This window comes from Candidatus Nitrosotenuis uzonensis (genome assembly GCF_000723185.1).
Classification (GTDB): domain Archaea; phylum Thermoproteota; class Nitrososphaeria; order Nitrososphaerales; family Nitrosopumilaceae; genus Nitrosotenuis; species Nitrosotenuis uzonensis.
Genome location: NZ_CBTY010000008.1, coordinates 223,571 through 245,080 on the forward strand (window position 1 = coordinate 223,571; position 21,510 = coordinate 245,080).

Annotated in this window: 27 protein-coding genes; 5 read left to right on the forward strand and 22 right to left on the reverse strand. The window is 41.9% G+C overall.

Features of this window, described 5'->3' with window-relative positions:
• Positions 1 to 85: 85 nt before the first annotated feature.
• The 3 genes from NITUZ_RS03870 to bioA form a co-directional block, all read right to left on the reverse strand.
• Entirely contained in the window at positions 86 to 1,219 is a 1,134-nt protein-coding gene (locus NITUZ_RS03870) for an aminotransferase class I/II-fold pyridoxal phosphate-dependent enzyme (protein WP_048195485.1), read from the reverse strand.
• Positions 1,203 to 2,189 (reverse strand): biotin synthase BioB, encoded by a 987-nt coding sequence (bioB, locus tag NITUZ_RS03875; RefSeq protein ID WP_048195487.1) that lies wholly within the window; start codon positions 2,187 to 2,189, stop codon positions 1,203 to 1,205. Before bioB ends, NITUZ_RS03870 begins: the two co-directional genes overlap by 17 nt.
• A 66-nt stretch (positions 2,190 to 2,255) precedes the next feature.
• Positions 2,256 to 3,593: an adenosylmethionine--8-amino-7-oxononanoate transaminase gene (gene bioA / locus NITUZ_RS03880; protein WP_420887307.1), complete on the reverse strand. Its 1,338-nt coding sequence runs from the start codon at positions 3,591 to 3,593 to the stop codon at positions 2,256 to 2,258.
• Positions 3,594 to 3,649: 56 nt separating this feature from the next.
• On the opposite strand from bioA, the gene bioD reads away from it, so the two are divergent.
• On the forward strand, positions 3,650 to 4,330 hold the full coding sequence (gene bioD, locus NITUZ_RS03885; RefSeq protein ID WP_052370063.1) for a dethiobiotin synthase: 681 nt from the start codon (positions 3,650 to 3,652) through the stop codon (positions 4,328 to 4,330).
• Here the strand turns inward: bioD and NITUZ_RS03890 are convergent.
• From NITUZ_RS03890 to NITUZ_RS03905, 4 genes are all read right to left on the reverse strand, one after another.
• A complete protein-coding gene (locus tag NITUZ_RS03890) occupies positions 4,325 to 4,885 on the reverse strand; it encodes a hypothetical protein (RefSeq protein WP_048195489.1) in 561 nt (186 codons plus the stop codon). The two genes, bioD and NITUZ_RS03890, sit on opposite strands and share 6 nt — an antisense overlap.
• Before the next feature lie 13 nt (positions 4,886 to 4,898).
• Positions 4,899 to 6,293: a hydroxymethylglutaryl-CoA synthase family protein gene (locus NITUZ_RS03895; protein WP_048195491.1), complete on the reverse strand. Its 1,395-nt coding sequence runs from the start codon at positions 6,291 to 6,293 to the stop codon at positions 4,899 to 4,901.
• A 162-nt stretch (positions 6,294 to 6,455) separates the two neighbouring features.
• Positions 6,456 to 7,016 carry a YkgJ family cysteine cluster protein gene (locus tag NITUZ_RS03900; protein ID WP_048195493.1) on the reverse strand — a complete coding sequence of 187 codons (561 nt, stop codon included), beginning with the start codon at positions 7,014 to 7,016 and terminating at the stop codon, positions 6,456 to 6,458.
• Between the two features lie 29 nt (positions 7,017 to 7,045).
• The gene (locus NITUZ_RS03905; protein ID WP_048195495.1) at positions 7,046 to 7,786 is read right to left on the reverse strand and encodes a DsbA family protein; all 741 of its coding nucleotides are present in this window, start codon (positions 7,784 to 7,786) and stop codon (positions 7,046 to 7,048) included.
• A 99-nt stretch (positions 7,787 to 7,885) separates the two neighbouring features.
• On the opposite strand from NITUZ_RS03905, the gene NITUZ_RS03910 reads away from it, so the two are divergent.
• A complete protein-coding gene (locus NITUZ_RS03910) occupies positions 7,886 to 8,092 on the forward strand; it encodes a hypothetical protein (protein ID WP_048195497.1) in 207 nt (68 codons plus the stop codon).
• Between the two features lie 31 nt (positions 8,093 to 8,123).
• Entirely contained in the window at positions 8,124 to 9,176 is a 1,053-nt protein-coding gene (locus NITUZ_RS03915; RefSeq protein WP_048195499.1) for a type II glyceraldehyde-3-phosphate dehydrogenase, read from the forward strand.
• Here NITUZ_RS03915 and NITUZ_RS03920 read toward each other — a convergent pair.
• Positions 9,173 to 10,423, reverse strand: coding sequence for a hemolysin family protein (locus tag NITUZ_RS03920; RefSeq protein ID WP_048195500.1), 1,251 nt, complete (start codon positions 10,421 to 10,423; stop codon positions 9,173 to 9,175). The genes NITUZ_RS03915 and NITUZ_RS03920 overlap by 4 nt on opposite strands.
• A gap of 164 nt (positions 10,424 to 10,587) precedes the next feature.
• Complete coding sequence (gene thrC, locus NITUZ_RS03925; protein WP_048195502.1) at positions 10,588 to 11,925, reverse strand: threonine synthase; 1,338 nt, start codon at positions 11,923 to 11,925, stop codon at positions 10,588 to 10,590.
• Positions 11,926 to 12,001: 76 nt separating this feature from the next.
• Between thrC and NITUZ_RS03930 the strand changes: the two genes are divergently transcribed.
• Positions 12,002 to 12,400, forward strand: a complete 399-nt coding sequence (locus NITUZ_RS03930; RefSeq protein WP_155991324.1) for a hypothetical protein — start codon at positions 12,002 to 12,004, stop codon at positions 12,398 to 12,400.
• A 101-nt stretch (positions 12,401 to 12,501) separates the two neighbouring features.
• Here the strand turns inward: NITUZ_RS03930 and NITUZ_RS03935 are convergent, their stop codons facing one another.
• The 12 genes from NITUZ_RS03935 to NITUZ_RS03990 form a co-directional block, all read right to left on the reverse strand.
• Entirely contained in the window at positions 12,502 to 12,726 is a 225-nt protein-coding gene (locus NITUZ_RS03935; protein ID WP_081844853.1) for a hypothetical protein, read from the reverse strand.
• Positions 12,727 to 12,942: 216 nt separating this feature from the next.
• Positions 12,943 to 13,287 (reverse strand): hypothetical protein, encoded by a 345-nt coding sequence (locus NITUZ_RS03940; RefSeq protein WP_048195506.1) that lies wholly within the window; start codon positions 13,285 to 13,287, stop codon positions 12,943 to 12,945.
• Positions 13,288 to 13,347: 60 nt separating this feature from the next.
• Positions 13,348 to 14,400 carry a ComEC/Rec2 family competence protein gene (locus tag NITUZ_RS03945; RefSeq protein WP_081844854.1) on the reverse strand — a complete coding sequence of 351 codons (1,053 nt, stop codon included), beginning with the start codon at positions 14,398 to 14,400 and terminating at the stop codon, positions 13,348 to 13,350.
• Between the two features lie 39 nt (positions 14,401 to 14,439).
• Positions 14,440 to 14,799, reverse strand: coding sequence for a hypothetical protein (locus tag NITUZ_RS03950; RefSeq protein WP_048195510.1), 360 nt, complete (start codon positions 14,797 to 14,799; stop codon positions 14,440 to 14,442).
• 43 nt (positions 14,800 to 14,842) lie between these two features.
• On the reverse strand, positions 14,843 to 15,421 hold the full coding sequence (locus NITUZ_RS03955) for a resolvase (RefSeq protein ID WP_048195513.1): 579 nt from the start codon (positions 15,419 to 15,421) through the stop codon (positions 14,843 to 14,845).
• An 84-nt stretch (positions 15,422 to 15,505) separates the two neighbouring features.
• Positions 15,506 to 15,823, reverse strand: coding sequence for a Zn-ribbon domain-containing OB-fold protein (locus tag NITUZ_RS03960; protein WP_048195516.1), 318 nt, complete (start codon positions 15,821 to 15,823; stop codon positions 15,506 to 15,508).
• Complete coding sequence (locus tag NITUZ_RS03965; RefSeq protein WP_048195520.1) at positions 15,820 to 16,923, reverse strand: thiolase family protein; 1,104 nt, start codon at positions 16,921 to 16,923, stop codon at positions 15,820 to 15,822. Before NITUZ_RS03965 ends, NITUZ_RS03960 begins: the two co-directional genes overlap by 4 nt.
• Entirely contained in the window at positions 16,920 to 17,885 is a 966-nt protein-coding gene (locus tag NITUZ_RS03970; RefSeq protein ID WP_048196051.1) for an LLM class flavin-dependent oxidoreductase, read from the reverse strand. The genes NITUZ_RS03965 and NITUZ_RS03970 overlap by 4 nt, the downstream gene beginning before the upstream one ends.
• Positions 17,886 to 17,890: 5 nt before the next feature.
• Entirely contained in the window at positions 17,891 to 18,568 is a 678-nt protein-coding gene (locus tag NITUZ_RS03975; RefSeq protein ID WP_048195525.1) for a nucleotidyltransferase family protein, read from the reverse strand.
• Positions 18,569 to 18,616: 48 nt separating this feature from the next.
• Positions 18,617 to 18,886, reverse strand: a complete 270-nt coding sequence (locus NITUZ_RS03980) for a hypothetical protein (protein ID WP_048195527.1) — start codon at positions 18,884 to 18,886, stop codon at positions 18,617 to 18,619.
• Positions 18,887 to 18,909: 23 nt separating this feature from the next.
• The gene (locus NITUZ_RS03985) at positions 18,910 to 19,437 is read right to left on the reverse strand and encodes a DedA family protein (protein ID WP_048195529.1); all 528 of its coding nucleotides are present in this window, start codon (positions 19,435 to 19,437) and stop codon (positions 18,910 to 18,912) included.
• Positions 19,438 to 19,563: 126 nt separating this feature from the next.
• The gene (locus NITUZ_RS03990) at positions 19,564 to 19,941 is read right to left on the reverse strand and encodes a hypothetical protein (protein WP_048195531.1); all 378 of its coding nucleotides are present in this window, start codon (positions 19,939 to 19,941) and stop codon (positions 19,564 to 19,566) included.
• Positions 19,942 to 20,080: 139 nt separating this feature from the next.
• Here NITUZ_RS03990 and NITUZ_RS03995 point away from each other — a divergent pair, with 139 nt between their 5' ends.
• On the forward strand, positions 20,081 to 20,434 hold the full coding sequence (locus tag NITUZ_RS03995) for a winged helix-turn-helix domain-containing protein (RefSeq protein WP_048195537.1): 354 nt from the start codon (positions 20,081 to 20,083) through the stop codon (positions 20,432 to 20,434).
• Here the strand turns inward: NITUZ_RS03995 and NITUZ_RS04000 are convergent, their stop codons facing one another.
• Positions 20,435 to 21,475 carry a sensor histidine kinase gene (locus tag NITUZ_RS04000; RefSeq protein ID WP_052370065.1) on the reverse strand — a complete coding sequence of 347 codons (1,041 nt, stop codon included), beginning with the start codon at positions 21,473 to 21,475 and terminating at the stop codon, positions 20,435 to 20,437.
• Positions 21,476 to 21,510: the final 35 nt, after the last annotated feature.

Here is a 21,510-nt window from a genome sequence, read left to right on the forward strand (position 1 = left end):
ATCGTAGTGGGCATTGTCCTAGGACTCATAGTTGCATTTGCAGTGTATGTGGGCTCTCCGATGTTTCTTGGCTATGATATGCAAACTAGAATGCCCTGAATTTTCTTCCCGCTCGCTCAAACACATCTAATGCGTTTTCTATCTGCGTATCTGTCAATCGCGCCGTAACTGAGACCCTAATTCTAGCTGATTTCTTTGGGACGGTAGGATATCTGATTGGTTGCGCAAACACACCGTTCTCATACAAGTATCTTCCAAACTCTAGTGTTTTTTTCTCATCTCCAATTATTAACGGGACTATGTGCGTTTTCGTATTTATCGCGTATCCTGATTTTTTTAGGCCTTCTCTTAAGCGAAACGCGTTTTTTTGTAGTTTTTTCTGATTCGGTGTCCTATCAAGGCTCAACCTACGCAACGAAGCGTCGGCAAGAAATGCCGGAAGCGCAGACGTATAGATAAACGAGCGGGCTCTGTTCACGCACAAATCTATTGCAGATTTCTCAGATGCTACATATCCACCAAATGAGCCAAGCGCTTTACTCAGGCTACTTGTATACACATCCACCTTTTTTGCAACTCCAAACAGATGTGCCGTTCCTTTGCCATCGTCACCGACCGCAAAATCTCCATGGGCATCATCTACCATCAGAACTGCACCGCATTTTTCGGTGATCTCGGCAATCTCATCAAGACGGGCATAATCTCCATCCATGCTGAAAATTCCCTCAGTTATCACAAATTTGGTCTTTGCACTGTTCGACTTGATCTTCTTTAGAAGATCATCTGTGTCGTTATGCTTGTATACAAGCGTCTTTGCCCTGCAAAGCCTGCATGCCTCAATTATACTTGCATGGTTTAACTCATCACTGAGTATGAGATCCTCGTTTCCAGCAAGGGCTGATACGGCGCCCAAGTTTGCCATGTATCCTGTAGGAAACACAAGTGCGCCGCGCTGTGATTTGTGTGACGCTAACTTGTCCTCTAGATCTTTGAACAGTATATCATTCCCTGATACAGATCTTGAGCTTGACTGCATCTGTATGTGTATTGGAGATCTTGCTGATAATCCGAGATAGTCATTTGAGCAAAGGTTTAGGAGTTTTTTCTTGCCTATGGTGATGTGTGGGCCGCATACCCTGCCGTACCTTAGCTGTCTGTACAGGTTCTCTTTTTTTATCTTCTGCAGCGCCTTTTCTGCGAATCTAAACTTTGGCTTCAAGATTAATTTTTTTAATCATTGCTAGGTCCTTGCCCATATCGTTTCCGCCCATTGTAAGGTAGCCTGAGCTTATGATCCCATTGGCCCCGCTAAGCAAAAGCGTCTCACCAGAATCCTCCAAGTGAACCTCGCGTCCGCCGGAAATTTTTATGATTGAATCAGGTAGCGCAAACCTAGTGACTGCAAATGTGCGCAGTATCTCTTCAAATGGAAGCGGCCTTTGCAGCTCAAGAGGTGTTCCGGGCATTGGCACCAGGATGTTAATTGTGACTTCTTCGGGTCTGAGCCTTGCTAGCTCTGCTATCAATTCTAATCTTTGCTGTCTTGTCTCGCCAAGCCCGATTATGCCTCCAGTACACAGCTCAAGTCCTGACTCTCTTGCGATATTAAGAGTGTTGATTCTATCATCATACGTATGTGTGGTGCAAATCTCGCCGAATTTTGATCTTGACGTTTCAAGGTTGTGATTGTATCTGCGAACACCTAATAGTTTGAGACGTCTTGCCTGCTCGCGGGTAAGAAATCCGAGGCTGCACTCTATACTGATTCCAACCTTTTCGTTTATCTGAGATATGATATCGCAAACTTTCTCAAAGTCATGTGTGGACGGCTGGCGCCACGCTGCAACAAGACAGTATGATTCTGCCCCCTCGCTTTTTGCTTTCTTTGCTCTTTCCACAATCTGTTCTGCGGGTAATAATTGGTATCCATCATTTCCAGTGTTAAAGAATGCCGACTGACCGCAAAACGAGCAATCCTCACTACAATAATTCTTCTTTATATTCACAAGTTGCTCGACATCAACTCTGTTTCCCTGAAAGATTCTTGTTATTTTGTTGGCCGCATCGGACAAAACGCCAAGGTATTCCTTTGGTACATCAATGAGTTTTCCAAGCTCCTCCTCGTTGAGTCTGTTTCCTGCTAGTACCTTTTGCTGATATTCCTGAATGAACTGAGAATCCTCATTCATCGTATTCTAGTCTTAACAAACGGTTAATTAAGATTTCAATGGTTAACCTGTGGTCCAGATATCGGTTTACAATCGACGTTCTGACAAAATCGATTTTAGAGTCTTTATTGTGCCATCGATAAGAAAATTCATTTCTTTCTCAGATATAGCAAGCGGCGGCACAAGTACGAGTATGTTCCCAAGAGTTCTCAGGTATACCCCGTTCTTTCTTGCCGCCTCAAAAACTACCCTGTTTACGGATTTTGTAAATCTTAGCGGTTTCTTTGTTCTCTGGTCTGAGACAAGCTCGATTCCAGCAAGCATGCCTTTGTAGCGGATATCTCCTACAATCTCAATTTTTTTTATCTCTCCAAGTCTTCTCGACATGATTCTTGACGTCTTTTTGATTTTTGCAATCAGGTTCGTCTTTTTGTACAGCATGATATTCTGGTTTGCAACTGCGCACGCAAGGGCGTTTCCTGTATATGTATGCCCATGGTACAAATGCTTCATATCAGAATATTTTCCAAGAAATGACTTGTAGATCCTCTCGGTTGTAAGCGTAGCGGCCATTGGAAGATATCCTGCAGTCATCATTTTTCCATAGGCAACTATGTCGGGGGGACTTTTTTGTGCTGTATATTCTACAAGTGAGCCAAGCCTCCCAAAGCCTGTTGCAATCTCATCAAGTATGAACAGTACGTTGTATTTTCTACATAGTCTGCCTATTTTTGATTGGAAATCGTTTCTGTATATGTTGACTCCGCCAGCAATCTGAGCACCACTTTCCATTACAAAGGCTGCTACATCATCTCTTGAAAGCGATTTTTCGATTCTCTCAAGCGTCTGCTCGTAATAGTCTTCAATGCTTGTTTTTCTTGGAATTCTGTAACTGTTTGCAAACGGTATCTGTATTGTCTTGTACATATTTTTCTTGAATCTCCAAAAGAATGCCGGAACAAAGCCTACTGACATTGTACCAAAAGTGTCTCCATGATACCCATTCGTGAGAGTAACAAATCTTGTCCTTGCAGGATTGTTGACATTCTGCCAATATTGGATGGCTATCTTGAATGCAATCTCCATCGCAGTGGATCCGTTATCTGAATAAAACACTCTACTCATGTTGGGAGAAATCGATACGAGCTTTTTTGCAAGCGATTCTGCCTCTGGATGCGTGAGATTGAAAAGCGACGTATGCGGGGATTTTTTTGACTGTCTTTGAATTGCCGAAATTATCTCCCTTTTTGAGTGTCCCCAGACGTTACACCACATGCTTGCAACACCATCTAGCATTCTATGTCCTTCAGAATCTATCAGCCACATGCCCTTGCCACCAACTATTTCGGTAAATTTATCCCACTCGCTCATCTGGGTATATGGGTGCCACACACTGCTAGGATTTCTCATGACATCTTTGGGCATTGTCCATTAATAATCAAACTGAAGATTAATCAAGCAATTAGATGATGTTATTTTTGTTGAGATCGTGGTTTTTTTCAGCAACCGATACGGGCGTCGGAAAGACTACTGTTACCGCTGCTTGCGCGCGTATTCTCAGGACAAAGGGGATCAACGTTGGAATAATGAAACCATATGCGTCAGGAGTTGCGCGGCAATCTGGCTACAAATCCGAAGATGTGGCCATTCTGGCAGATGCTGCTGGAGTATCTGATGATGAGGACCTTGTAAATCCATATTTTTTCCCTATTGCGGCATCGCCATACACTGCTGCTGCCAAGCTTGGTATATCAATTGACACTGACAGTGTGTTGGCAAAATTTGAAAGATTGCAAGCATCTTACGATATTCTACTAGTGGAGGGCATAGGAGGAGTACTCACACCGATAACTAAAGACTACTTTGTTGCCGATCTGATAAAAAATCTGGGTCTTGATGTAATTCTTGTCTGCAGCTCACGCATAGGTACGATCAATCACACACTGCTTAGCTGCACAACATGCGCCAAATACGGAATACGGGTAAGAGGATTGGTGATAAACGAGGTAGAGAAAGGATATGATCTATCTGAGCTACAGTCTGATCTTCTGAATCTAAGCGGTATTGATACTGTGTGTATAATACCACACATGAAAAATCCCAGCATGTTTGAAACATCCCAGATAATCAAAGACAGTAAACTTATCTCGATTCTGTCATGACACCTTGAATATTCGGAACTTTGAAGAAGGCCCGGAACTGGCAAAGCCTCGTATGTCCTCTAGTATGTCAGAAAAATTCCTATTGGCATCTACTGTGTATGTCCTGTTGGGCATATTGTGAGTGTTCTTTGAGACCAGCCATATGTTTTCACTTGCAGGCTGTATCTTTTTGAGCTGCTCAAGTGAGGTTCTGATTACAGATATGTCATCATCTCTTACAAAGAACAAGATCAGTGTCTTCTGCGGATTGGATGCAAGAACGCGCGCATCTGGAATTACTATGTCAACACAGACTCCATTAACAGTTATTTTTCTCTGACTTGGTATCAATGCATTTGTTAGCAGATAGTGCAAAAAACTCTCTGCAAACGCGGCAATTCCCTTAGAATCATTCCTGCCGATATTGGCAATTTTGGGGATGCAGTCGCTGAGAATTGACATTATGAAGTTTTTAGAGTCTTTTGATATTGCAGCTCGAAGCTCGCTTTCTGTCAGAGAATCTATTCTTGCGTATAGTATTTCCTTAATTGGTGATGTCCAATCATCGCTTGACAATCTCTTGTCCTGCTTATTGGCAGAACGCGTATTTGCGCTCGCCCTTGCTTTCTGGGCTATTCTCTATTCCAACTAGCACGAACTCGTTTTTGGGATCAAGGAGACTTTGGCTTGGCGCTCGCCTGTTCTCATGAATTTCCTCATAATCGTGCAGTGAAAGCTTTATCCTCTCGCCAATCTCTGCCTCCAAGTTCATATTTTTGACGATTTCCTTGTATGTGGGCTGGATGATGCCTGAGAATACCATGGCACTACTTCCGCTTCCATATGAGCCAAACCCAAATCGCTTTCCCTCAAGGTCTACTCCCTTCTGGAACTCGAACTCAAGGCAGCTCCTAAAACCAAGATAGAGAGATGCAGTATACAAATTTCCAATCATTGATGATGCAATAAGCGAGCTAGCAAGCTTGTCTTCGTAGAACGCCTGGTATTCTTTTGTTCTTGTAAACAGCTTGGTAAACTCGTGATCCTTTGCCATGTATTCTTCATCTGCAAGAATGGACTCTATAGTGCCACGTGGATCCTTCGGGACTGGCTCCTCCATGCCTGTCTGCTCTATGATTCTTTTCCATCTTGGCAGGTTTCTCCACTCTCTTCTCAGAAGATATGAAAGCGCCTTTTTACCCATGTTTGAGTATGGAAGATGCATGCACAGATAATCTATATGATCAAGTATTGTCTCGCCATCCCTAATCTTTATGAGGCCTGTCTCAAGGGCCTTTTTCTTGTATGCCTCAAATGCCTTTTTTACTTGAATAAGGTATAGTAGATTGGAATACTGGCCGTGGACAATCGGTGTTTCCTTTCCAAATGGTCTGTAGAAATCATACTCATTTTTAATCGACGTCGATGTAACCTTGGGATCAAACTGCATCAGTCTTGGGTTGTCATTAAGAAGCATGGCAATTGCCCCTGCGCCTTGCGTATATTCACCACTGGAACCCATATCGTATTTGGCAATGTCGGAGACTACAACTATGGCGTACTTGCCTTCTGACTCTCCAGCCCTTATCCAATTGGCATTATCGTATAGGGCATACGAGCCTGACACGCAAGCAAACTTACATTCTATGCCTCCGCAGTGCTCAAATGAGCCATCACCATATACTTGCTCGAGCATTCCTATTACATACGAATTTAGTGCTTTTGACTCATCAAGTGCTGATTCTGTGGCCACATACAGTCTGCCAACTTCATGAGGGGAAAGATTGTTTCTCTGCATTAGCTTCAGGCATGCGTTTGCAGCTAGGCAGGCAGGATCTTGATTGGTATCAACTATTGCCATCTTTGAGATTCCCAGCCCCTGCTTGAGTTTTGCAGGATCCAATCCCCTTGCCATTGCAAAGTCGGCCGAGTCGACAAACAGTCTTGGAATGAACAATGCTATGTCATCAATACCTACTGCCATGAGCTTCCCCTCGCAATTTTGAATATAAGGGTTGTTAGCTAAATCTGTTCTACTTTTGTGTTATTCTGTACAAATTTAAAAAATTTTGCATAACAAGAATACATCTGAACAAATTTTTATACCTGTTTTACAGTTTTATTGCAATTCAATAGAATTTGTCAACTATGGATCGCAAATCCAACCTTCCATGATCTGACCTTTATCTACATATTCGCCAATGCCCGTGGCATAGCGCCACACCTTCTTGGCGTCTGTAGGCATCGCTGATTTTATTTTCAATAATGCTATTTTCTCGTCCGCAAGATTACCATCGGCAGTGCCACACTGTTGACAAAACTTGCACTTTGCATCAAGCATAATCGGATGTGCCTCTATTACGGGGTAGGCCCTACAGGCAAGTGGCCTATCCTGATAAATCTTGCATGGGAAACCTCCATGAGGGGATCTTTTACCTGAGGCTGTGTCAAGAAACGGACATGTGTTGCCATTCTCATCGATTCCCATCATCTGGTATGCAATTGTCTTTTCAGGTCCAAAGTCACCGTTTGAGATCCCTATGCGCGGCAATATTCTTACATCAGTATGATGTTCTTTTGCAAGCATCTTGATTTTTTCCACCTCGTCTGGGAGAATAAGCACTCCTATCTTGCCATATTTTTTTGACGGGTAGTACTCTCTTTCTATACAACATTGAGAACAGTCTTTAACACATTCAAAGTCCATGTAGTCTTTGTGTTTTTATTGCAATAAAACTAGTTGTTTTTAAGCTCTGGAGATTCCAGCACGTTGACAAAAACCTCGTACGGCTGAGCCCCTGGAATTCTAACTATTCTATTATTCTCCCCTATTATGAAAAACCCCGGAGTTCCAGTCAGGCCAAGCTTTCTTGCATCTTCTGAGCTTGCCTCTATGAGCGAATAGAACTTGCCACTTGCCATGCATTCTTTGAACGCAGATTCATCAAGGCCCACTTTTTGTGCGAATTTGTACTGGTTTTCCTCGGAGGCCCATCCATTATTCTCTCCGTCCCAGTTGTTGTATAGCGTATCGTGGTATTCCCAGAACATTTCCTGCTCGCCTGCGCAGTGTGCAGCATGAGCTGCTGTGACCGAGTCTTGACCTATTATGGTAAAGTCCTTGAAGATCATCTTTGCCTTACCCGTCTTGATGTAGTTATCATAAATCATGCCTTCGGTATCATGGAAGAACTTGTTGCAGAAAAAGCATTGATAATCTCCAAACTCAACAATAGTTATTGGAGCGTCGGCGTTTCCAAGATACGGAGATCCATTATCATACAAAACTGACATTGTTATTGCTTGGGGTGATTCCTGGCGCAGTGTATCTTGCTCCTTTTCTGCTTCTGACTGTTCTATATTGGAGGTGGTGAACACCGCTTCGTTTGCCATTTCCTCCATCACGTAAAAGATGCCAATTATTGCGACTGCTGCAATTACAGCTCCTATTGCCAGTGAGGGTGCATGGATTGTCATCGATTTTTCTCAATTCATAGGTGGATTTAGCCCTTTAGTTACTGTCCGACCGATCTGAACACAACCAAGTTAATCTAAAATAAAGCCAAAAATCCGTTATTGTCTGAAAAAATATGGCATCTTGCAGTCGTTGCCGCACTCTCAAGTCTCCTAATCCTTGCATATTTTACACTGATGCCAATCCTTGACAAACAAGGCACTGTGGAACAGACTCAAGCAGGACTTGAGAAAGCAGTCAAGAAATTTGATGAGCTCAGAGAAGAGCATGCCAGTATCAAGACGCTGGATGGTTCTGGCCAGCAATAATCTAAATAAATGCCACACCTTGGTGGAAAACATGAAGCGAGTTTTTATCAATGGGTATGGTTCCATTGGAAGTCGCCTTGCCCAGTTTATCAAAGACGATCCTGAGATTACCGTAGTAGGCGTGGGAAAATATTCTCCAGATGATAAAGTTCAGGACGCAATATCTCGAGGATTTGATGTTTATGTGCCTGAAAAAAAGATTGACTCTTTTAAAAATTACAAGATAAAAGGAACTATCGAGTCAGCAGTAGCAAGTTCCGATCTAGTAGTTGATGCAGCACCTGGCGGCACCGGATATGTGAACAAAAAACAGCTGTATGAACCAAAGAATGTCATGGCAATATACCAAGGCGGCGAGTCCGTCTTTGGCGATGAGCGTGTCTCGGATTTACTGTTTAATTCACGCGTCAACTACAAGGAAGCCTTTGGTAAAAGACACGTAATGCAAGGAAGCTGTAATGTGACTGGAATGGGAAGAATCCTCCAGCCTCTGCGTGAAAAGTACGGCTCACAAATAGTTCGCTTTGATGGAATACTTGTCAGACGATGGGCAGATTTAGAGCAGACTGAAAAGACAGTTCCTGACACTATCGAATGGACGCCTAACCCACACCATGGGGACGACGTAAAGTTTTACATGGGAGAAAAGACGCCACTGTTTTTACAAGTCATCAAGGTACCTACAAGACAGATGCATCTGCACATAATGAATATCCGGTTCAAGGATATTGCACCAAAACCTGATGAAATCTTGGATCTTTTCAAAAATGAGTATGGCGTTGCGACGTTGTGGACTGCAAAGGGAACAAAACAAATTCGCGATGCAGCCGAATCAATGAAATTCAGCTTCAAAGACACCAACATGATACACATTCACGCAAATATGCTAGAGTGTATCGGTGATACCGTGAAGATGATGTACTCTGATGATCAAACGGGGATAGTGATACCTGAAAACCATATCCTCATGCAAGCTATGTTATTCCAAAAACCATACGAAGAAGCATTTGCTCACACAGAAAGTCTGTTCCACATGGCAGAAAAGAAACGACTACTAGAAGAATACTTTGCAAAGAAAGTCTAGTTCTTTATCTTCTGTATTCTGACCTTTTCCGGCATGTTCTTTGTTACTTTTTCGACGGTTATCTTAAGAGAGTCAATCTCGATTTTGTCGCCTTCTTGGGGTATATCTTTTAGCTTTTCATGCAACAGTCCACTAAGTGATGCATAGTTATCCCCCACTGGCACATTCGTCTTGAAAATCTTGTTTATTTTGTTGATGTCAATATCACCTGTAGTTATTATGGTGTTCTCATCCACTTTCTGATACTCGAAAAGCGGTATGTCGGATTCGTCTTCAATCTCACCGACGATCTCTTCGAGCAGGTCTTCTAATGTGACAAGTCCTTCTATTCCGCCAAATTCGTCTACTACTATTGCCATGTGTGTCTTTCTTCCTTTCATCTCCTTTAGTAGTGAGCTTACCATCTTTTCCTGAGATACAAAGACTGGTTCTCTTGAGATCTTTTGTAGTGGGATCATCTTGTTGTCCTTTTCCAGCTCTATTAGGACGTCTCTGACGTGTACAAAGCCAACTATATCGTCTTTGTTTGAGCCGTAGATTGGTATTCTGGAATGCCCGTTGTGATTGATTATTGGTAATGCTTCAAAGAGCATCATCTTTGCGGGCAGGGTGAACATTTTAGTTCTGGGAGTCATAACTGCGCGTACGACTGTGTCGTCAAATTTCAGTGCACCGTGAACTAGCTCTCGCTCATCATGTTCTATTGCCTTATCTGTGAGCCCTTGGTCGATTACGCCCTTTATCTCTTCTTCCGTTAATGGCGGAGGAAGGTAGCTGCTCCCAGTGAGCTTGACTATGCCTTTAGTAATTGCCTCAAGCATTTTCACGACGGGATAAAAAATATAGCTGAATGCTAAAAGTACTGGCGCGAACCTGAGTGCTATCTTGGTGGCGTTTGCATTACAGTATGTCTTTGGTGTGATTTCACCGAAGACAAGAATGAGAAATGTCATAACTCCTACTGCTATACCAAGACCGTCATTGCCAAAAATTCTGATTGCTATACTGGTTGCAAGTGCTGATGATCCAACATTTACCATGTTGTTCCCCAAGTTGACGCTTGACATCATCCATCCTGGGTTGTTCTTTAGTTTGTGTAACGCTTTTGCCCCCTTGGCTTTCTCATTTAGCAGTTTTAGAATTGTGGATTTTCTGATACTGACCAGCGCTACCTCAAGGCCGCTAAAAAAGGCAGAAAGTCCAATTAGAATTGCAAGCAGTACTATTTCTAATGTTAAATCTGCCATCTACTTCTCCCCAAGAACATATTTGAATAACACTTTTTGTTATTCATCTACTGCTGTATCCACCACATTTTTAGATGTTAATTTTTTCCAAGACTGTCTTTTAAGGATTAGCGTAGCAGTAAATTATTTCGTATTTAAGGCAAAGCGTATTGGTATGTTGCTGACTAGCCACGTGGAGGTATTGCAAATCTGTTTTGCGGATTATTGTGATAATCTACTGGCAGACTGGAATCCTTCTGCCTCCCAGTCAATATCCCAACTACCACATCGTCTTTTTTGATTACTTCTTTTTCTATGAGCTTTTTTATTCCCGCGGGAGATGCACCAGATGCCATCTCACAATCAAATCCATTTAGACCTACTATGGACATACCATCCATCATTTCCGCATCTGAGACTTTTTCAACTATGCCATTGGTAAACTCAAGTGCTCTGAGTCCTTTGAGTATGTTTGCAGGCCTGCCTATCTGTATTGCAGTTGCTTTTGTCTTAGGCCTGATTCCTTTACTGTCAAGGTGCTTGTAGTATCTTTCAATCAGGCCGGTGTCTGGGCTGCCTTTATTCCATCTAAGCTCTGTTTCCTCAAAATTGCCGTTATACAAATCGTAGAGTGTGCTTGCGCCTTCTGAATTTATGACTGCAATTCTTGGAATTTTCTTTATCCATCCCCATTCGTATAACTCCATAAGTGCCTTACCGCAACTTGATATGTTGCCTAGTGCACCTCCAGGATACACAATCCAGTCTGGTGGATTCCAATTAAGGTATTCTATAGCCCTGTATGGGATTGTTTTTTGCCCTTCTATTCTGAACGGGTTTACCGAGTTTACAGTATACCCATCATGATGTTTTGCATCGTCAAGTGATTTTGCAAGTGCATCATCAAAGTTTCCTTGCACCTGTACTATCTGGGCTCCAAACTGGTATGCTTGCGAAAGCTTGCCAGGAGCAATCTGGCCTGCTGGAATGTACACGTCACATTCCATATTCTCGTTTGCCGCATACATTGCAGCCGCAGCGGACGTGTTGCCGGTTGATGCACAGATGAGTTTTTTTGCCCCAATGAGCTTTGCATGTGTTACTGCAGTTGACATACCGTTGTCCTTGAACGATCCGCTGGGATTGTACCCTTCTGGCTGCAGCCACAACCCACTGTGACTTGCACCAACAAAATCTGCGACCTTTGACATCTGGTATGGTTTTGATTGTCTTCCTTCCGCACCGTCAAGTGATACAAGATATTTTGAACATTCTTCTTGATTTGAGGTGTCAATTTGGCAAAAGTTTAACAGCTCTCTAAAACGCCACACCCCACTTTCATTAAATATGCTTCCTTGCGGGTTTCTTCTGGTATAGAATAATTCCTTTAGCTCAGTCGATGGTGTCTTTTTGTACTTTACGTCAAGCAGGTGTCCTCTTTCACACTCGATGTTTTTTGAGTAAATGGGATACTCCAGACCACAGGATGGGTTTATGCACTTTAAGAACGCACTCTCATTCAATCTATTCTGAAAATATAGATCACTAGTTTAAATTTGAACCGATATGCATAACCGCATGAGCCAAGCTTTTTGAATGGTGAGAGTAAAGACAATGAAAATGGTATCGTTTGACGAGTACATAAGGGGAGTTCTCAAACAAATCGATGACTCACATACATTGTTGCAAAACTTGCGTGACAAGCCAGGCGATCTTGATATAATAAAAAGAGAGATTGCAAAAATCACAGGATTGTTGCAGGCACTAGGCAGCAAGTTTCAAACAAACAAGGACGATCTTTCAGAGTATGAGCATATACTGTCTCCGCTATTTTACTATCTTGAGAACCACGAATTTCTCAGGGAAATTGAAATAATGTCCTTACTATACTCGGAGGATCCATTGCGATTGAAGAACCTCCGACTTACCATACTTGATGCACTGGATGAGAAAAACCTAATAGGTCACATCAAGCTGATTCTGAGGCAGAAGGAATAGCTTGAAAGAGAAAAAATGTGTCATATGTGGATGCAAAGACCACAAAGTCTTTGGCTGCTCAAGGCACTGGTCAAAAGGCTGTAGCTGCTACAAGTCGTAAATTATTCTGGCTTACACGTATCGCATGCCGTAGTTTTGAACGATTTTTCTGCTAGCGCAATTGTGGCAAACCAGTGAAACGTGTTGCCTACCTCGGCAAACTTGTCATTAAGCGTAGAACACCTGCTTTGATGCACCGTATTTGACTGCTCGTTTGAAACTACAATAAAGCCAAAATTTGTCTGTATGACATTCTTAAATTCCATGACTGTTTCGATTTTTGTCATTGGTGTAGATGACTGTACAAAGTATTTTAATGGGTTTTTTTTGCACCTGAACGAACATGGAAGTTTATGCAGCACTTGCATTCTTTTTCTATACACTCTTTTTCTTCATAATGACCGCATATGCCACATTCGCAATGAGTTTGCATGATTACCATTGTCTTTTCTAGAATATAACTAAAACTGCATATTTTTTGCTGATTTTGTGCTCAAATGGTGTTATTTTTTTGATTTAGATTTTGCCTTAGGTTCTGGCTTTGACTCTTTTTTCGATTTTGCCGGCTTTCCAGTAAGCTCTTCCTGCATTTCTTCCTCTTTCTTGTCTACGGTCCTGATTATTTCCTGAATGAATCCGTCAAGGTCATCATCCTGTACTGGGGGATCTGCCTGGGCAGCTATCTCGTTTATGGCAGTGGAAATCTCAGAGCTGACCTGCTCAAAACTTTCGGGGTCTTCATACGCTGCACTGTATAATGATTTTAGATTGTTGACCTGGTTTACTAGCTGATCAGTTAGCGTGAGACGATAATCGGTACCATTAATTGAGATCTCCTTGGTAATCATGATTTGGTCTTTTCCGTATACTTTCTTATAGTTTGCGCTTGGATTTTTGCCCCTTGATGTTCATTTGTTACTTCGGGGTCGGTTAAAGGCATGCCTGTACTTGGTTGCAATCAATACAAAAGTAACAGATGCCGCAAAGATCAAAACAGATAGTGGGAATTCTGGAACAGTCTGTACGCCTGCATAGCAAGGTTGTTCAACGTTTGCTAAAACAAGCGAGCATCCAGTCCCGTCAGTCATTATTATTATATTTCCATCCGTGCCTGTTTGATGATAATTGATATTTCGTGATGTGTATCTTTCGATTGTTTCCTTGTGTGGATGACCATATTCATTATCGCTGTCTGCCGAAAAGATCACTAGCTGCGGCGTGACTTTGTCTATAAATTCGTCAGTGCTAGAGTATTTTGAGCCATGATGCGGTCCATTCATTATGTCTATGTCAAGATCGTATCTATCAACCAGCCATCTTTCAGTCATATGCGTAGCATCCGAGGTCAGAAGAAACGAGATGTTGCCGTATTCGATTAGAATCACTAGCGCATTTGAATTCGACAAGCTTGCATTTGGTCCCTCTGAAATGCCTTCTAAAGGAGGGCTGAGAACCCTAACTCTTACCAAATCATCTATATCTATTGCATGACCGCTGAATACTATTTGGGGTACAATGCCTCTTTCAGCTGTTTTTTCAAGGAATTTTCTATACGTTGCAGTGTTACTCGGTACATGGGATATGAGCAATTTTTCTACCTCAAAGTCAGGATCTTCAAGAACTTGTGTCAGGCCGGCAATATGATCCTGGTCTGCATGAGTGCCTACCATTACGTCTATCTGTGATATTGCATGCTGTTTTAGCATCGATTCTAATATCTTGTATGAGCTTGGCATTCCACCATCAACTAGCATTGTACTGTTGTTTGGGAAAATAACCAAAATCGACTCGCCTTTTGTTCCAAGGTCTAAAAATATCATCTTTAAGACATTCTTGCCGCCCTGGAGCATTTCAGGCTCAGACAGATGTTCTTGCCCATATGCATACGTGCCTGCCTCAAAAAACAAACTGCAGGATATGAGAAGAAAAAAGACACTAGGAAATAACGGATTCGTTCTCATATGTTATGTGTGATGCCTGTTAGAATATCTACGGCTCCATTAGAACGTGATATATTCCAGTGCCACTGCATCGCTTATCAGGGAATAATGTTTTGTGTTTACCACAAATCCATTTTTGATGTCATTAACAGAAACCCATCTGTTGGTAGAAGTGTAATGGCTTCTCTCACGTAGCTCTTTTTCAATTGCCTCTATATCAAACTCGCCTTCCTCAATCTGCTGTGTCCCAAGATGCTTTATCGTTACAAGTATCTTGTTTACCTTGACTCTGTCCCCGAACTTCCACTGGACTGGAGGGTGCTCATCTGAGACTTCGAGTATCTTTATCTTCATTTCCTTGTTGCCAAACACATTGTGGCTTACTAACATTCGTTCGTCTACAAAATCCTCAAAGCTCATACTGACATTATCTTCTCTCAGTAATTTAAAGAATTATTCGTGCCTAGGCCTGTTGGCACTGGATTTCAGCTAACCTGCCCATCTTTGCATGTTTTGCATTAAATGGCATAGTGTAGTCTTTTAACTCAATTCTCTGTCTTTTCCCATCTCCGATAAGATACGTTGTCCCGTCATAATTACATGCAAAATCAACCGGCTCGTATGATGCATCCCATACCTTGTAATATTCCCTTAATTCCCTTTTCTCGTATTGGCCAAGCCCTATTCGCTTTTTTGAGAGAAATTTGAATGCAAAAATGACCTTCCGTATTCTGTATAACTCGAACGTATTGACCCACCTCATGCACCTTTGAACTTGGTCGTATGGTACAACGAGCGAGTTAGTAGTGCCCGATTTTGCCTCGATTGTAAAAATCGTGCTATTAGATGTGCTCACCGCAAGTATGTCTGGCAAGGCTACACTTGGCGAGCCCAGTCTAAACGCCTTCCAGTCTTCAAGGCCATTGAATCTTTTTACTAACGTGTCCTCCCAGTGGTATCCTCGCTGTCTTCTTGTTCTTGCGATCTTTTTATTGTCTTTGCTAGTTTTTCCCGTTTTTTTTAGATCTGGTGCTGATTTCAATTTCTGACTTCCATGTAATTTGTTTGTCGCATCTTATAGTAAACAGGTTATTGTGATATTACCAGCTATGTAGTCAAGTATTGACTAGATAACAGAAAACGTGATCTGAGGAGTCTTGTCAAATCCACACTCTATTAGTTTGACACGGCTCCCAGGTCTTGCCCTTTCAGGATTAGAAATGGTCCCCATCATACGAATCGTTCCAAACTCTACTATCCCAAATGACTTTCCGTCTTTTGATGAGTATTCTAACAAAATTCCATGTTCTTTGATTTCATCCCATTTTGTTCTACCAAAACACCTACTACAAAACTCGCTTGGCGGCCACACTATATTCTTGCATCTTGTGCAATGGCCTGCAAGAAGCTTGCCATTTTTGAGCCCTTCTTCAAACGGATTCATGAACTTAGCACCAGTACTGTGGAAGAGGTGGCAGCAGCTGACATGTTGTGAACAAGACCTATTTTTGCTCCCTCTACCTGACGTTTTCCAGCCTTTTGCTGCAGCTGTTGTGCAATCTCAGCTACTTGTGCAAGCCCAGTCGCACCAAGCGGGTGTCCGCTGCCTATAAGACCGCCTCTTGGGTTCACCTTCTTGCTTGCTGTGCTGTATAGCTCGGACGTGTACTTTCCACCATCGCCCTTTTCCACAATACCGATATCTTCCAATATCATTATCTCGCAGATTGAGAATGCATCATGTACTTCAAGCACATCTATTTGTTCTGTGCTGACTTCTGCCATCACTAGTGCCTGATTTGCTGCATCTTTTGTTGACTCTAGCGTTGTAAGATCGTTTTTTGCAAAGCTCGCAGAGATCGTTCTGTGTCCTATACCTGACACCCAAACTGGCAAATCGGTAATCTTTTTGGCAATGTTCTCAGAGACAAGCAGTACTCCGGCACCTCCCGTACACGGCCTTGAGCAGTCCAGCAATCTTAGGTCCTCGGTTATCTTCTTTGAGTTCATGATTTCTTCAAGTGTATAGTTTTTGGATACGTATGCATTTGGATTGCTCTTGGCGTTAGCGTGGTTTATCGCAGATACCTTGGCAATCTGTTCATCGGTTGTCCCGTATTTGCGTTTGTGTGCCTTTGCAAACATGGATGCCCAAAATATCGGATGGTTGTATTCGCCCCTTGTTATATCCCAATCCAAAACCTGTCCCGGACTGTCGAATCTCTCTGCACCCACTACAAGTGCGACATCAGCAAGTCCTGATGTTATGTATGAGAATGCCGAAACAAGCGCATTGGTGCCCGAGTTACAAAGGCTTTCAACATTATGTGCTATTTTTGGTGATATTCCTCCCATTTCTGCTAACACAGCGCCAAGATATTTTCTATTTTCATTGGTGGATACAAGAACTGTGTCGATATCTTTTTGCTCAAGATTTGGGGCGTTCTCAAAAATCATCCGCATGGCGTCTGTGAGAACATTCTCGATTGGAACATCATTTAGTGAAAATCGTGTGGTGCTATATCCTGCAATGGCTACTCTCAATTCACATCACTGAATGTTTTTAAAAATAGATCAAATGATTCTGCAACGTTCCCTGTTGGGTTGAACTGGATTATCGGGTGTGTTATGCCTGCCTCATATACTGTTCTTATCTGAGCACGACACTTTTCTGGCGTACCGCATATTGTAAGGGATTCTAACATTCTATCTGTTACAATCTGATAGTTTTGTTTTAATCCTGATTTTTGATATTCTTGAAATATTGCATCCGTTTCTTTTCTAAACCCGTTTTTTGCAAGAAATTTTCTGTAAATCTCGCCCACGGATACATAAAACGCTAGGGTTTTCCGAGCCCTTTCCATAGCGACCTCTTCATCATCGGATACGCTTGTAATGAACTGACATGCCACATCCAATACGCGTTTTTTCTGCATCCTTGCGATGGTTTGCTTCATTTCAGATATCGGTCTCAGGTAGAATATGGTGCCATCTGCAACCTCCCATGCAAGTTCCACCATTTTCTCGTTGATGGCAGCTATGTAAATTGGAATGTCTTGTCTTGGTGGCTTGATAAGTAATGAGAAGCCTCGTAACTGAAATATTTTCCCTGAATAATCTATTTTTTTTCCTGATAGTACGAGCCTGATTATCTCGATGTATTCGCGCATTCGTGTGAGTGGTTTTTCAAATTTGTATCCGTGAAGCCCTTCAACTATCGGTACACTACTTGTACCAAGACCTAAGATGAGTCTTTGCTCAGATATGGTGTCCACCGTGGCAGCCCCCATTGCAATCAGAGCAGGGCTTCGTGAAAAAATGTTGATTATTGATGAGCCTATTTTTGAGGATGTGTTTTGAGAAATTGCACTGAGCATTGAAAAGTTCTCCATGCCCCACGTTTCAGGAACCCATACTGCTTCAGGTTTTGCATATGATGTCTTTTTAGCGCACAACAGTAATTCGTTTACGGAAAGGAGTGAACCAAGACTGTATGATAATTTCATGCTGCTCATTTCTTAATTGATTTGAAAGCAAGCGCATGCGAGCATTCTTCGAGATCTTTGTGAGAGTCTATTGAAAACCATAACGCGTCTTTGAACGACACGCCGGACAGGATTCCTTTTTTTGCATAGTCCAAAAAAACTGTGTCCTCAATTGCACCTTTTCTGGGAAGATCCTTTAGAATGTTCTTTTCCAAATGGTATATTCCGGCATTCATCCATATGTTTTGCACACGTTTTTTTTCTCTAAAATTGTTTATTCTCATACCGTCAAAATCCACAGTACCAAACCTAGTTCTGAGCTCTACCAAAGCTATAGCGTTTGGCGTCTTGTACAGTTTTGTAATGTCTATCGTAGTTATCACATCGCCGTTTAGAACAAGAAATGTCTTGTCTTTGATGATCTTTGCTGCCTTTTTTAAGGCTCCGCCAGTTCCAAGTGGTACATCTTCGACAGAATGCTGGATCTTTATGCCAAAATTTCTTTTATGCTCGAGATAGTTCTGAATCTGTTCTGATTTGTATCCTGAACAAATCACAACATTTTCAATTTTGAATTTTTTAAGATACCTTATTTGCCACTCTATAATTGGCACATTGTTAATTGGAATGAGCGGTTTTGGGATGTAGTCTGTGATTGGCTTTAATCTGCTTCCCTGACCGCCTGCTAAAATCAGTGCTTGCACGTATTCTCGACGATGACTGGGTTTAAAATTCTTGCAAATACCTGTGTACTATCTTTTCTTTGGCTGGTCCTTGCGTTGCCTGTATTTTATACGCTTGCCGCAAAATGGACAGTAATCTATTGGGATCTGTCCGTTCCCGTCGTAGGTTATCGAGTCGACTATGGTGAATTTTCCTACTTGATAACTCCAGCTTGGAAATTTCTTACAATAGGCTTGGAATTTCTCGCAACAATAAATCGTGTTGCGGCTTAGCGTATAGTCAGTGTATACTCCTGAATCCGGATCCGGTCTTGTCGTCTTGGTATATTCTGCTTCCATGGTGTCTTGTAACTGTGACGAAATTAAATTATGTCGATTGTGACAAGTCCAAAGTAATACCCAACTAAGGTTAACGCGATGCCCCACACGCAAGAGCCGGAAAAGGTGTAGATGAGAAATTTCATTGGTCTCATTCCTAACAGTCCTGCTGGAATGGAAATCATTTCTCGCATAACTGGTACCATTCTCCCAAAAAATACTGCCTTATCACCGTGTTTTTCAAACCATTTCTCAATTTTTGCAAGTCTCTCGTCGGTGATTCGCGCATATCTTAGGTATCTTAGCAGCGCGACACGACCAAGCTTTATGCATATTATGTATATGACGGTAGAGCCGATAGTAGCCCCAGTACCACCTGCAATGCCTAGGCCTATAACCTCAATCAGACTCATGTTGTTCTGGGATGCGATATATCCTGCAAACGGAAACACTGCCATCGTAGGTATTGGCGGAAACACCGTCTCAATCACGGCCGCGGCAAAGACTCCTGCATACAGGTACTCTGAGACCAGTGAGGCTATCCACTGAATGAAAGATTGAATCTCTAACAATTTGGTGCTTCTGTGAGGTAATAATGAAGTTCAGTATAGCATTCAACACAGTATTGCTGTTCGTGTGTGTGCTCGCAGTCGTACGTTTTTTCTATGTCTTTGCTACATTTTGCACAAAATGTCATGTTATTTTCTTATCTTGATTGCACCTAGCACAATTTGAAATGCCCCTACTGCAAATAGTGGCCCTGCTTCGGCCATCACATTTCGTGACGTTTCTGCATCTGCAGGAGACATTGAGAGAAATGCAGCACCGCCAACCAGTATTAATACACCTGAAACAAAGAGCATCACTGCAAGTGTTTTGGATGGTTCCTTTCTTGATATGAAAAATCCTATTATCGGTAAGATCATAGCTGGAGCACCAAGACCCATACCACGAGTCATATGATCAAATGGAAGGAATCCATGCTCAGCGCCTTTTGAAACGGCAACGTCTGCACCATATATTACAAGCAGTGCTATTGCTACTCCGGTCATTGCTAATGCTGCTTTTAATGCCACGATCGGTACTGATTTTAATTAATTAATAAATCGTGCTGGTCTCAGAAATTCCACAAGTCGTACTGCAAATCTGTTTGCACTAGGAAGTGCTCTGGACATATTTTTAATAACCTCATACGCGTATTATTACTGAATAATCTTGCAAGATGACATCCTGCGTGAAGTGGTGATCGAAGAAGACGAAAAAAAGCAAAAGGCCCTTGAAATATTCTCAGACAATTATACAAGGGCGATTCTTTCTACGGTGATGGAACAACCAAAGTCAGCTCTCCAGATATCTTGCGAGACAAAAATTCCGTCAACTACTGTTTATCGCAAGATAGGTAGTCTGCTTGAGAACAATCTGATTCGCATATCTGGTCAGATATCTGAGAACGGCAAAAAGAACTTTCTTTACAAGAGCAAAATAAAGTCATTTCACATAACGTTTACCAAAGACAAATTCACAATATTTGCCAACACAAACGGCAGCTGCAAATTCTGCTTGCACTGACTAAAAGTTCTTGGGCAATCTGATCAGGAACGTGGTCGGATTGTTTTTTGCAGTAATACTTCCACCATGCTGCTCTACAATCCTTTTGCAAATTGATAGTCCTAACCCAGTTCCGGTTTGTTTCGTAGTAAACAACGGATCGAATATCTTTGGTAATGCGTCTTCTGGTATACCTGGGCCAGAATCTTCTACAGCAATCATAACATTCTGACCATTGTCTAGTATTCGTACTGTTATACTGCCATTCTCATTTATTGCCTGTGCTGCATTTATGAATAAATTAGTAAACACAGCTTCCATCTTTCTTATATCGACATTTACCTTTACTTCGCTTTTTTCTACATTGAATTTGATGTTTGGTGAAAAATTACCGTCTGATATGATCTGATTTATCATTCTCGCTATGTTTTCAGTTTGGAGGTTGAGACGAGTTGCTTTTCCATATTCAAGAACGTCATCAACTTGGTGCGAGATGCGTTCTATTGCTCTGTGGAGTTTTCCATAATACATCAGTTTTTCCTCAATTCTGATCTTTTGTTTATTTTCCATTAATTCTACAACGTTCTTGATTGTGGATAGCGGGTTTCTAAGATCGTGTGCCATCCTTGATGCAAGCTCGCCTATTATGGCAAGCTTTTGTGATTTTAGAAGCTCATCCGTTTTTTCATTTACTTGTCGTTCAAGCTGGTCTCGTTGTATCTCGATTTCCTTTTCCTTAAGAACTACTTTTTCCAGATTTCTTCGCAAGTCTGCAGCAAGTCTGGTATTTTCAGCTTTTTGTTTTTCTAGCTCTTGGTTTTTCTTTTCAAGCTCTTCGTTTCTGAGACTTAGGGTGGATGCAAGGTTTTGCAAGAATTCGATTTTTTCTTTTAACTCAGTATTAACTTTGAAAATTTCATTAAAGCGAGCATTTGATTGCATTGCAAGCTCACGTAATTTGTTGCTTCTATCTTCAATCTCATTTTTTGCCTGATCAAGTTCGTTTATGGCCTCGCCTGTCAAATTGGAAAATTTTACAAAATCACTGGTCTGTCCGGACATATGCTAAAATATGTTTTCGTATGAATGGTATTATC